13 protein-coding genes are annotated in these 12,012 nt (G+C 62.6%); 9 read left to right on the top strand and 4 right to left on the bottom strand.

Features of this window, described 5'->3' with window-relative positions:
- Positions 1–64 precede the first annotated feature (64 nt).
- From D0Z70_RS14610 to D0Z70_RS14580, 7 genes are all read left to right on the top strand, one after another.
- Complete coding sequence (locus D0Z70_RS14610; protein WP_119747698.1) at positions 65–796, top strand: class I SAM-dependent methyltransferase; 732 nt, start codon at positions 65–67, stop codon at positions 794–796.
- Between the two features lie 7 nt (positions 797–803).
- Positions 804–2,345: a 2-polyprenylphenol 6-hydroxylase gene (gene ubiB / locus D0Z70_RS14605; protein ID WP_119747696.1), complete on the top strand. Its 1,542-nt coding sequence runs from the start codon at positions 804–806 to the stop codon at positions 2,343–2,345.
- Positions 2,346–2,421: 76 nt separating this feature from the next.
- Positions 2,422–3,699 carry a bifunctional phosphopantothenoylcysteine decarboxylase/phosphopantothenate synthase gene (locus D0Z70_RS14600; RefSeq protein ID WP_119747694.1) on the top strand — a complete coding sequence of 426 codons (1,278 nt, stop codon included), beginning with the start codon at positions 2,422–2,424 and terminating at the stop codon, positions 3,697–3,699.
- Positions 3,674–4,129: a dUTP diphosphatase gene (dut, locus tag D0Z70_RS14595; RefSeq protein ID WP_119747692.1), complete on the top strand. Its 456-nt coding sequence runs from the start codon at positions 3,674–3,676 to the stop codon at positions 4,127–4,129. Before D0Z70_RS14600 ends, dut begins: the two co-directional genes overlap by 26 nt.
- 6 nt (positions 4,130–4,135) lie before the next feature.
- Positions 4,136–4,540 (top strand): hypothetical protein, encoded by a 405-nt coding sequence (locus D0Z70_RS14590; protein ID WP_119747690.1) that lies wholly within the window; start codon positions 4,136–4,138, stop codon positions 4,538–4,540.
- Positions 4,537–5,304, top strand: a complete 768-nt coding sequence (locus D0Z70_RS14585; RefSeq protein WP_119747688.1) for a HesA/MoeB/ThiF family protein — start codon at positions 4,537–4,539, stop codon at positions 5,302–5,304. Before D0Z70_RS14590 ends, D0Z70_RS14585 begins: the two co-directional genes overlap by 4 nt.
- Positions 5,292–5,657: a DsrE family protein gene (locus D0Z70_RS14580; RefSeq protein ID WP_119747687.1), complete on the top strand. Its 366-nt coding sequence runs from the start codon at positions 5,292–5,294 to the stop codon at positions 5,655–5,657. Before D0Z70_RS14585 ends, D0Z70_RS14580 begins: the two co-directional genes overlap by 13 nt.
- 3 nt (positions 5,658–5,660) lie before the next feature.
- On the opposite strand, the gene D0Z70_RS14575 is transcribed toward D0Z70_RS14580, so the two are convergent.
- Genes D0Z70_RS14575 through D0Z70_RS14565 form a run of 3 tightly spaced genes read right to left on the bottom strand, consistent with a single transcriptional unit; the run spans position 5,661 to position 8,324 of the window.
- Positions 5,661–6,737, bottom strand: a complete 1,077-nt coding sequence (locus tag D0Z70_RS14575; RefSeq protein ID WP_119747685.1) for a M48 family metallopeptidase — start codon at positions 6,735–6,737, stop codon at positions 5,661–5,663.
- A gap of 5 nt (positions 6,738–6,742) precedes the next feature.
- Positions 6,743–7,828, bottom strand: a complete 1,086-nt coding sequence (locus D0Z70_RS14570; protein WP_119747683.1) for a YjgN family protein — start codon at positions 7,826–7,828, stop codon at positions 6,743–6,745.
- Positions 7,829–7,886: 58 nt separating this feature from the next.
- Entirely contained in the window at positions 7,887–8,324 is a 438-nt protein-coding gene (locus D0Z70_RS14565) for an ExbD/TolR family protein (protein ID WP_119747681.1), read from the bottom strand.
- A gap of 166 nt (positions 8,325–8,490) precedes the next feature.
- On the opposite strand from D0Z70_RS14565, the gene thrS reads away from it, so the two are divergent.
- Both thrS and infC read left to right on the top strand, forming a co-directional pair.
- On the top strand, positions 8,491–10,479 hold the full coding sequence (gene thrS / locus D0Z70_RS14560; RefSeq protein WP_119747679.1) for a threonine--tRNA ligase: 1,989 nt from the start codon (positions 8,491–8,493) through the stop codon (positions 10,477–10,479).
- A 129-nt stretch (positions 10,480–10,608) separates the two neighbouring features.
- Positions 10,609–11,142, top strand: coding sequence for a translation initiation factor IF-3 (gene infC, locus D0Z70_RS14555; protein WP_006955743.1), 534 nt, complete (start codon positions 10,609–10,611; stop codon positions 11,140–11,142).
- A gap of 160 nt (positions 11,143–11,302) precedes the next feature.
- On the opposite strand, the gene D0Z70_RS24945 is transcribed toward infC, so the two are convergent.
- Positions 11,303–12,012 (bottom strand): hypothetical protein (locus D0Z70_RS24945; protein WP_182913975.1); only part of this gene is annotated, 710 nt, incomplete at its 5' end.

Genomic DNA, 12,012 nt, shown 5'->3' with positions numbered 1-12,012 from the left:
GGCGCGACCAATTCCCAGCTTCTTGGCTGGAACGACGCGCAATCTCTGTCTAGAGGATCATCCCATGAGCGAAACAGCATCCTTTGGCTATCGGGACGTCGATGCCGCCGAAAAACAGGGCATGGTCCGTGAGGTCTTTTCCAACGTCGCGGCCAAATATGACCTGATGAACGACGCCATGTCGATGGGCGCGCACCGGCTGTGGAAGGACCAGTTCGTTGCCCGCGTGAAACCGCGGCCCGGCGAGGCAATTCTGGACATGGCGGGCGGCACCGGCGACATCGCCTTTCGGATGCACAAACATGGCGCCCATGTGACCGTGTCGGACATCAACCCGCAAATGCTGGGCGTGGGCATGGAGCGGGCGAAGAAGAAGGGGCTGGAAGGCCTGCTCTGGTCGGAACAAAATGCCGAAGAGTTGACCTTTTCCGACCGCAGCTTCGACGCCTACACGATCGCCTTCGGCATCCGCAACGTCACCCATATCGACAAGGCATTGGCGGAAGCGCACCGGGTGCTGAAATTTGGTGGGCGCTTCTTCTGCCTGGAGTTTTCGACCACGACATGGCCGGGCTTTTCGGACGTTTATGACGTCTATTCGCACAAGCTGGTCCCGCAACTGGGCAAGCTGTTCGCCAATGATGCCGACAGCTACCGCTATCTGATCGAATCGATCCGCCGCTTCCCGCCCATGCCCAAATTCGAGGGTATGATCCGCGACGCCGGATTCGTGAACACGAAAGTCGAACCGATATTGGGCGGGCTAGTGGCGATCCATTCGGGCTGGAAGATTTGATTCCCGCATGACCGCGCACATCACCCATATCTGGCGGCTCCTCAAATGGGGTCGCACGCTGGCGCGTCATGGCGCGTTGCGCGGGATCGAGCGTGATCCGATGACGCCTGTGCCGGTGCGGCGGCTGGTGCGGCTGGCGCGACTGGGCGCGCGGGTTCCCAAGCAGCCCCGCTATGCCGATGCGTTCCAGTCGATCGGCCCGGCCGCGATCAAGCTGGGCCAGACGCTGGCGACCCGGCCCGATCTGGTGGGGGAGGTTGCCGCGCTCGACCTGCTGCGCCTGCAGGACGCCCTGCCGCCTGTTCCCTTCGCTACGATCCGGGCGGAGATAGAGGCGAGCTTCGGCAAGCCGCTGGAGCAGATTTACGCCCGTTTCGACGAAGTGCCGGTCGGCGCGGCCTCCATCGCGCAGGTCCATCGTGCGCTCACCACCGACGGGCGCGATGTCGCCGTCAAAGTGATCCGCCCCGGCGTGACCGAGCAGTTCAACCGCGATATCCAGACCTATGAATGGGCCGCCGCCCATGTCGAGCAATTGGGCGGCGAAATCGCCCGACTGCGCCCGCGCATGGTCATCGCCAATATGAAGCGCTGGACCGCGCGCGAGCTGGATCTGCGACGCGAGGCGGCGTCCGCGTCGGAACTGGCCGAAGCGATGGTCGCAGAACCGGGCTATCGTGTCCCCGCGATCGACTGGGACCGCACGACCGGCAAGGTCATGACGATGGCCTGGATCGACGGCATCAAGATCAGCGACCGCGAAGCGCTGATCGCGGCGGGGCATGACCTGCCCGCCATCGCCGCGCGCCTCGTCAACGCCTTCCTGCGCCAGGCGATCGCCGAGGGATTTTTCCATGCCGACATGCATCAGGGCAATTTGTTCGTCTGCCCCGATGGCGATATCGTCGCGATCGATTTCGGCATCATGGGGCGGATCGACCGGCGCGCGCGCATGTGGCTGGCGGAGATTCTCTACGGCCTGATCACCGGCAACTACAAGCGCGTCGCGGAAATCCATTTCGAGGCGCAATATGTGCCCGCCCATCATAATGTCGCCGAATTCGCAACCGCCTTGCGCGCGGTGGGCGAACCGATGCGCGGCAAGCCGGTGCGCGAATTGTCGGTCGGCGGGATGCTGGACGGCCTGTTCGCCATCACCCGCGATTTCGACATGCAGACCCAGCCGCACCTTCTGCTGCTGCAAAAGACGATGGTGATGGTCGAGGGCGTGGCGACCTCGCTCGACCCCGACATCAACCTGTGGGAAACCAGCGGCCCCTATGTGAAGGGCTGGCTGCGTGACGAGCTGGGACCGGAGGCCAAGGCCGCCAACACGCTGATCGAAAATTGGCGGACGTTGCAGCGACTGCCGGCACTGGTCCGCCGGATCGAGGATGCCTTCCCGGAGAAGGGCGGTGCGCCACCGCCACCGCCGCTGAGCGAGGTGAAGCTGATCCGCGTCGGCGGGGGCTGGCGTTATGCTCTGGTGGCGGTGATGGCAGCGGCGGCTGGCGTTGGAGCGACATTGCTATTATCTTCATCGCTATGACCCGCGAAGAAGCCATTGCCCGGATCGAGATGCGGTCGGCGGCCCTCTGTCTCTCGAAACGGACGCGGATTGCTTCATGACCCCACGCATCCTCCTCATCATCTCCGGCGGCATCGCCGCCTATAAATCGCTCGAACTCGTCCGCCTGCTGCGCAAGCGCGGGATGACGGTGCGGGCGGTGCTGACGGAGTCGGCGCAGCAATTTGTGACGCCGCTGAGCCTTGGCGTGCTGACCGAGAACCCAGTGTTTACCGACCTGTTCAACCTGAAGGACGAGCAGGAAATCGGCCATATTCAATTGAGCCGTCAGGCCGATCTGGTCGTGGTCGCGCCCGCGACGGCCAATATTCTCGCCAAGATGGCGAACGGCATTGCCGATGATCTGGCGACCACCCTGTTGCTGGCGACCGACAAGCCGGTGCTGGCGGTGCCTGCGATGAATGTGCGGATGTGGCATCACAGGGCGACCCAGCGCAATCTGGAGCGGCTCCACGCCGATGGCGTCCACATCATGACGCCCGACGATGGCGAGATGGCGTGTGGCGAATTTGGCACCGGGCGGCTGCCGGACCCTGAGCGGATCGCCGCGGAGGTGGAGCGGCTGCTGGCCTTGCCCAAGCAGGACGATCCGCTGGCGGGGCAGCCGGATTTTGCTGTGGGTGTGCAGCGTTTCTCGACTTCGCTCGAAACGAACGGCGTTCGTCTGGCCGGGCGCCACATCCTCATCACCGCCGGCCCCACCCATGAGCCGATCGACCCGGTACGCTACATCGCCAATCGGTCGTCGGGAAAGCAGGGCTTTGCCATCGCCGCCGCCGCCGCGCGGGCGGGTGCGCGCGTGACTTTGGTGGCTGGCCCGGTGCATCTGCCAACCCCCGAAGGCGTGACCCGCGTCGACGTGCAGACTGCGCGCGAGATGCTGAGCGCGGTCGAAAGCGCGCTGCCCGCCGACGCCGCGATCATGGTCGCCGCCGTCGCCGACTGGCGCACCGCGGACGCCGCCGACCAGAAGCTGAAAAAAGACGGCTCCGGCCAGCCTGCCCCGTTAACGCTGGTCGAAAACCCCGACATTCTTGCAACACTGGGCCATCATGCGCAGCGCCCCGCCCTGCTCATCGGCTTTGCTGCCGAAACCCAGAATATCGCCGGTCATGCGCAGGCCAAGCTGGCGCGCAAGGGGGCGGACTGGATCGTCGCCAACGACGTGTCGGGCGATGTGATGGGCGGGGACGCCAACGCCGTGCAGATCGTCACCGCCTCCGGCATCGAAGCCTGGCCTGCCCTGCCCAAGGGCCAGGTCGCAGACAAACTTATCGCAAAGGTCGCCGATGCCCTCTCCCCTCGCTCCGATTGATATTCAACTCAAGCGCCTGCCCCATGGCACAGGCCTGCCCGTCCCTGCCTATGCCACCGCCCATGCGGCGGGCATGGACGTGGTATCGGCGGAGGAATTGCTGCTGCCACCGGGCGGGCGGCACGCCGTCGCCACCGGCTTTGCGATGGCGATACCGGAGGGCTATGAGGTGCAGGTACGGCCCCGGTCGGGCCTCGCGCTCAAACATGGCATCAGCCTGCCCAACACGCCCGGCACGATCGACGCCGATTATCGCGGCGAACTGAAGATCATCCTGATCAACCTGGGCGACGCCCCCTTCCCGATCCAGCGCGGCGACCGCATCGCCCAGCTGGTGGTCGCCCCGGTGCAGCTTGCCAGCTTCACAGAGGTCGATATGCTGGACGATACCGCGCGGGGACAGGGCGGCTTTGGTTCGACAGGAGTGTGACACGCGATGACGATGCTGCTTTCGCTGATGCTGGCTGCGACCCCGGTGCCCGGTGCCATGCCACCCATGCCACAGGATCTGTCGACCGTACCCGTCATCAACGGCTGGCTGGGTCGCAAGATTTCGCCGCGTTGGTCGGAAGATGTCGCCAAACTCTATCGCCGTGGCGAATGCAGGGGCGCGGTGCCTTATGAAGGATCGAACCTGCTGGAAATCGACATGCTGTTCCTGCTGGCAGGTGACGGCACAGTCCTGAAGGTCGCGCCGGTCAATATGGCCTGTCCCGGCGTCGAGAAATTCGTAAGCGGCCGCATATTGGGTACCCTGCGCAGCAGCTTCCCCAAAAGCGGCGCGGCCGAACCGCGCTGGATGCGATCGCAAGTCCGCTTCCTCTGGTCCGACGCGCCATGACGCTGAGCGATGATCAGCTGGAGCGCTATGCCCGCCATATCGTGCTCAAGGAAATTGGCGGCGCGGGACAGGCGCGGCTCTTGTCGGCCGATGTCGCAGTGATCGGCGCGGGCGGCATTGGCAGCCCGGCGATCCTCTATCTCGCCGCCGCCGGTGTCGGCACCATCCGGGTGATCGACGATGACGCGGTGGCGCTCTCCAACCTGCAACGGCAGGTCCTGTTCGGCACGGCGGACGTCGGCGCGCCCAAGGCGGAAGTCGCGATGGCGGCGGTCGCGCGGCTGAACCCGGACGTCAAACTGATCCCGATCAACGCGCGGATCGGTGCGGACAATGCCGCACTGATGCTGCGCGATGCGGATGTCGTGCTGGATGGCAGTGACAGTTTCACCACCCGGCTGGCGGTAGCGGACGCGGCGCAACCGCTGCGCATTCCGCTCGTGTCAGCGGCGGTCGGCCCGTTCGAGGGGCAGATCGCCACCTATCGCGGCTGGGAAGCGGACAAGCCCTGCTATCGCTGCCTGGTCGGCGCGCCCGAAGATGCGCCGGAACGCAATTGCGCCGAAACCGGCGTTATCGGCGCGCTGACCGGCGCGATCGGCAGTCTGGCTGCGCTGGAGGTAATTCGCGCGCTGGTGCCGTTCGGGGCGGACATGGCCGGGCGGTTGCTGATCGCCGATCTTCTGTCCATGCGTTTCCGCACGCTGGATGTCCCCAAAGACCCCGCCTGCCCGGCCTGCGCCGTGCAACTATGCGTCCCTTAAGGATTATCGTCACCACCGCTGACGCCGAACGGCTGCGCGGCGCGCTGGTGCTGGCCAGTACTCAGGCCGCGCTGGGCGGGGCCGCGGCGCTGTTCCTGCAACTCGACGCCGTCGCCCTGCTCCGCTCACCAATCGCCGCGCCACAGGACATGGCGCACCGCGCGGCGGGATTGCCCGACCTCGCCACCCTGCTGACGGAAGCACAGGCGCTGGGCGTCACCATCAGCGCTTGCCAGAGCGGGCTAGCGCTGTGCGCTATGACGGCGGATGCGCTGCCGCCGGGCGTCGATGTCGGCGGACCTGTGGGCTTTATGCAGGCGACCAGCGATGATGCGCGGCTGCTGTTCGGCTAACGATCAAAAGTCCCGGCCCCAGGCCTTGGCGACATCAGGGTCCGCTGCGCAGGATGCCCGCAGCGCGCGCCACTGCGCCGCATCGAGCGCCGGGCGATAGCGCGCGCCCGGTTCGATGGCAGCGGCAAAACGCTTGCGCCGTTCGCTCGACAGCGGGTGCGAGGATAGCCAAGTCATGGCCTGCCCTTCGCGTGTCGCTTCGCCTTTCCCGCCCATGCGCGTGAAGAAATCGGCGGTGCGTGCAGGGGAAATGGCCGCCTGCCGCATCTGCTCGATCGCAACCCCGTCGGCCGCCGCTTCGGCATCGCGGCCATAGCTGAGCGCCAGCACGCTGTTGAGATAGCCTCCGCTGCTCCCGCCAAAGCCGCCCAGCACGACACTCAGCCCCAATTGTCGCACCAGTCCCGCCACGGTATCACGATGCCGGACATGACCCAGCTCATGGCCAAGGATGCCAGCCACCTCATCGGGCGACCCGGCCTGCTGCACCAGTCCGTCGAACAGGATGATCCGCCCGCCCGGCAGGGTGACGGCATTGACCAGCGGAATGTTGGCGATGGCGACGTCGCGCGCTTCCCCCTTGGGATCGACCTGCGCCACCAGCGCCCGCAACGCGGCGTCGCCCGCCTGTGTATGGCAGAAGCGTCCGCCAAAATCGCCGACCATCGCGTCGCCCATCCGGTTTTCCCAGCTTTGCGGGATCAGCGGCGCAATGACAGCGGGCGCCTCCGCCGCGCCCCAGACGACGAGCGCAGCAATGACGGTAAAGACGCCAGCCGCCGGCCAGAAGCCGAAACGGTCGATCCATCGGCCATAGCGTTCGACTCTGGGAAGATGCGCGGCAATCTCAGCCGGTGCCTGACCGGCAAAACCCATGCGCCAGCCGGGCATGGCGCGATGGCCAAAGGCCGACCGTCCTTTCTCCGCACCGATGACGGTCAGGTCAGCCCAATCGACCGGCGCACCGGTCCAGCCGCTATCCGCCTCCTGCAAATGAAAGCCTGTCATGTGGGACTGGAGCAGCACTTCGCGCCGGACGGCGCTCACGCCATCATAGTGCCACAGCCGAAAATCGGACATGGCGATCAGAACGCTCCTACGTCGAAGGCATCAAGCAGGCCTTCGCCATGACGATCGGTCCTGGTCTGCGACTGCATCAGCTGATCGGTATAAATTTCGCCAGCCGCGCCCATGTGGGTGATGAAGAATTTCCAATGGCGATATTCCAGAAAGATCGCCCCGATCCCCAACGTGCCCACCACCAGCGCGACGTCCACGAAGAATAGCGCAAGCCAATCGTCGGTGCTCGCCTCGAACGAGAATTTCAGGCCGCCGAGCGTCAGATTGTCGATCGCCTCGCGCAGGAAGGCGGCGTAATACGCCAGCGCGATCAAACCCAGCAAAACATAGACCCCCACGGAGATGACCAGAAAGGCAATGATGCGCAGGATCGGCGGGAAGTTGGACGTTACCCAGACACCGCCCAGATATCCGCCAAAGGTTCCAGCTGTCGCCACGGCCAGCAGCACGAACAGGATCGGTGCCAGATAGAAGAGCAGAAAGCGCTTCATGAGCGGCCGGGCGCGGCCGTGGGCGACGAAAGGTTCCGACCCGAAGCTCATCCGGTTCATGCGGCGATTCCACAAGGTCATCATCGACCAGGGAATCAGCAAACCAAACGGCAGATAGGCGACCAGCGTGCGCCACATATATTGCAGGCCATAACCAAAACCGCGATCGTCGCTGCCGCCTCTGATGCCATGCCACCAGGTCCGGCTTAGTCGGTACCGCAGCGCGCGGAAGCGGGCGACGCCGGTAAAGTAGAAGATCGTGAATCCCGCGACCATCGTGAGGATGCCAGCCAAAGCTGTATGTCCTTGCAACAACAATGCCTGCGCGCCGAACTGAAGGAACAGAAAGGGCAGGCCGATCAGCAGCACCACCATCAGGAAACCAAAGAACAGTTCCTTCCCCGTCCCTGTCCATTCCAGCCAATCGTCGATGAAGCGCGTATTCGCCCACAAATAGCGCCGGGTCCGCGCCGTCGCCCAGAAACGATAGACGCCCAGCGTCACGATCGTCAGGAACAAGTTGGTAAAAGCAATCGGCGCATAACTGCGCCAATTGCCTTCGAACGCGAAACTGGCTTGCGCGTCCACATTTTCCGTCATCTATTCCCCCCGACAAGCCCCGGAGGCCACAAGACATGGACGAAAGCGACGGGTCAAGTCAGAAGTCGCGATAGCGTTCGTTGCCCACAAACCCCAATTTCGTCACGCCCGATCGCCTGATATCGGCCAGCACTTCATCGACCGCCAGATAGCGCGCCGCGGCATCGGGCTGGAACTGCAATTCCGGTTCGACCGGCATCCGCAGTGACGCAGCGAGATATTGGCGCAGCGTCAGCCGGTCGACCGCCGAGCCGTTCCAGCGGATCACGCCATCGGCATCGACACCGACCTTGTTCTTGACCGGATCGGGCATCGGTTGCTGCGGCGTCACGGGGGTCTGGGGCAGGTCGATGCCCACACTATGCGTCTGGATCGGGATGGTGATGATGAACATGATCAGCAGCACCAGCATGACGTCGATCAGCGGCGTCGTGTTCATCTCTCCCATCGGCATGTCGCCCGACGGGATAACGGGTGATGACAGGCGTGAAACCATGAAACCCTCCTGCGATAAAATGTTATGTTAGAACATATCTGATGCGCCTTTTCCTGATCGTCGGCAAGTCCCCTTCTATTGACAGGCAGGGCGGCCCATTTATGGGGAAGGCGCGGCATTTGCGGCCGCGCTAAGCTTCGCCTTTCAAGGAAATCCTGTGTCCGCCATGCTCAAAATCACTCTGCCCGACGGTAACGTGCGCGAAGTCGCGCCCGGCACTACCCCGGCGGATATTGCAGCGGCGATCGGGCCGGGGCTGGCCAAGGCAGCGATTGCAGCGCGGGTCGATGGAGAGTTGCGCGATATCAACCGCCCGCTGGAGCAGGACGCGACGCTGGCTCTGGTCACGGCGAAGGATGAGGCCGACGCGCTGGAACTGGCGCGGCATGACTTCGCGCATATCCTTGCCGAAGCGGTGCAGACCCTGTTCCCCGGCACGCAGATCACCTTTGGCCCGTCCACCGACGACGGCTTCTATTATGATTTCGCGCCCAATCCCGAACGCGGCCCTTTCACGGACGAGGATCTGCCCGCGATCGAGACGAAGATGCGGGAGATCATCGCCGCCAACAAACCGTTGCGCCGCGAAGTCATCGACCGCGACACGCTGATCGCGCAATGGCAGGCGGCGGGCGAGACGTTCAAGGCGCAGTGGGCCGCCGAACTGCCGCAGGGCGAGGAACTGACCGTCTATCATAGCGGTGACGGCTGGTATGACATGTGCCGTGGCCCGCATCTGGCCTCGACCGGGCGGCTCGATCCGTCGGCCTTCAAGCTGACGCGGGTGTCGGGCGCTTACTGGCGCGGCGACCAGAACAACGCGATGCTCAGCCGCATCTACGGCACTGGCTGGCTCAACAAGAAGCAGCTGGCCGAACATCTGACGCGCCTCGAAGAAGCGGCCAAGCGCGACCATCGCAAGCTGGGTGCGGAGATGGACCTGTTCCACTTGCAGGCCGAAGCCCATGGCAGCGTATTCTGGCACCCCAAGGGCTATCTGATCTGGCGTCAGCTGGAGGCCTATATGCGCCGCGCGATCGACGATGCGGGCTATCGCGAGGTCAAGACGCCGCAGGTGATGGACGCGCGCCAGTGGGAAACGTCGGGCCATTGGGGCAAATATCGCGAAAATATGTTCGTCATCCCCGACGAAGTGCCCAACGTGGACGATGAAGGCCCGCTGGTGTCGGACGATGCCGACTGGATGGCATTGAAGCCCATGAACTGCCCGGCGCATGTGCTGATCTTCCGCCAGGGGATCAAAAGCTATCGCGATCTGCCCTTGCGCTTCTACGAAAATGGCTGCTGCCACCGCAACGAGCCGCATGGCGCGCTGCACGGGCTGATGCGGGTGCGGCAATTCACCCAGGATGACGCGCATATCTTCTGCCGCGAGGATCAGATTGTCGAGGAAGTCCGCGCCTTCTGCGCGCTGGCCGACCGCATCTACAAGGATTTCGGCTTCACCTACTCGATCAAGCTCGCCCTGCGCCCCGAAAAGCGTTTCGGCAGCGAGGAGATGTGGGACAAGGCGGAGAATGAACTGCGCGCCGCCGTCGCCGCCGCGGGTCTCAACACGCCGGAGTTTGGCTGGGAAGAATTGCCGGGCGAAGGCGCCTTCTACGCGCCCAAGCTGGAATGGCACCTGACCGACGCGATCGGCCGGACGTGGCAGGTCGGCACGATCCAGTCCGACCGCGTCCTGCCCGAACGACTCGACGCCAGCTATGTCGGCGAAGATGGCGAACGGCATCGCCCCGTCATGCTCCATCGCGCCATTTTCGGCAGCTATGAACGCTTCATCGGCATTTTGATCGAACATTATGCCGGGCGCTTCCCGGCCTGGCTCGCCCCGGTGCAGGCCGTGGTTGCGACCATCGTGTCGGACGCGGACGATTATGCGGGCGAGGTGCTGGCCAAGCTGCGCGCGGCGGGCATCCGCGCCGAAGCGGACCTGCGCAACGAGAAGATCAATTACAAGGTGCGCGAACATAGCCTGGCCAAAGTCCCCAACCTGCTGGTCGTGGGCCGGCGGGAGGCGGAGGAAGGCAAGGTCGCGCTGCGCGTGCTGGGCAGCGACGGCCAGAGCTTCCTTTCGCTCGACGAGGCGATTTCCCGCCTTGCAAATGAAGCCCGCGCACCCGATATGCTGTAGCGGCTGCAATGCCACAGGGTTCGTGATTCCTTGACTGAGGATCACGGACCCCTTTGCGCTTTGCCAAAAAGCCGCTAAGAGCCACTCGTTTTTGCAACGACCATAGGAGATACTGCTATACGTCCCCCAATGATGCGCCGCCCGCTGGCGCCGCCGCCGAAATCCGGCCCTCGCTACAATGAATTCATCACGGTCCCCAAAGTCCGCGTGATTGACGGGGAAGGCGAGAATCTGGGTGTGATGTTTACGCAGGAAGCGATCGAACAGGCGGCCGATGTCGGCCTGGACCTGGTCGAAGTGTCGCCTACCGCGGACCCGCCGGTCTGCAAGTTTCTGGACATCGGCAAATATAAATACGAAGCCCAGAAAAAGGCGAATATCGCCCGCAAGACGCAAAAGACGCAGGAACTCAAAGAGATCAAGATGCGTCCGAACATCGACGATCATGACTATGATACGAAGATGAAGAAGGTGCATGACTTCATCGGCGACGGCGACAAGGTGAAGATCACCCTGCGCTTCCGTGGCCGTGAACTGAGCCACCAGCAACTCGGCATGGCCCTGCTCCAGCGCGTCGCGGAAAATGTCGCCGAAGTCGCCAAGGTCGAAGCCTATCCCCGCATGGAAGGCCGCCAGATGCTGATGGTGCTGGCGCCGAAATAAGCGCGGGTTTCCGGTTTGAGAGATAGAGGGCGGTGCCGGGAGGTGCCGCCTTTTTTGCATTGTGCGGAAAGTAGCGTGGCTGTCTGGATAGGCAACAGCAGGCGAGAGTAGGCGATTTTTGATCGTTGGGTTTCAAGCTTCAGAACACCCAAAGCAAACTTCAATCCTCTCTCCGCAGCATGTTCAATTTAAGGCGTCGATCAATCATTTTATTCATTGCTTTTAAAGAGTTATCATCGCGAGGCAGGTCAACATAAGCTAACAGGTCTTCATGCTTCTCAAAATCGTGTCCTTGAAATATCCAATATAATACATGCCGGGTAAGAATGTCGCGAAGCATCTGACTTTGTTCCATGAAGGCATCTTCATGTCCTCGAGCATGAACATGCTCGTTCCTTAAGCGAGCAATATGACTTAATTGCCACTTTGTGAGTTGGTATTCATCATCAGCAAAAGTTGCCCGATCAATTACCTTCTGATTTGAGCGCTCACGAGCGGATTCTTCGACATAAATCTTCTCAAGTGCAGCCCAAAATCGGAGCAAACGATGGTTGCCATCGCGCGCTTCAAATGCATCCTGTGCAAGCTGCAGGGCAGTCACAAGCATTTGCTTGAGAGGATGATTCCCCAACGCGAAAAGCGCTTTCCTCGTATATTTTGCGATTTTTAGATATTTTTTAAATTCTGGCTGTTGCGCGTTCCAAGCCTTTTCATTGTAGTTCGGATCATACCAAATACGATTCTTGCCGGTCGTGTCCCACGGGGTGGTGTAGGAAGGTTTTCCTGAGAAGGGTGGCCACCGTCGATCTTCTGGTAGGGTTCGGATGCGAACTCGAACCTGGAGAAGAAGACGATGACCGACGACAGAAT

This window comes from Sphingobium terrigena (assembly GCF_003591655.1).
Classification (GTDB): domain Bacteria; phylum Pseudomonadota; class Alphaproteobacteria; order Sphingomonadales; family Sphingomonadaceae; genus Sphingobium; species Sphingobium terrigena.
Note: the sequence above shows the minus strand (reverse complement) of the source record. Positions and strands in the feature narration are given on the sequence as shown.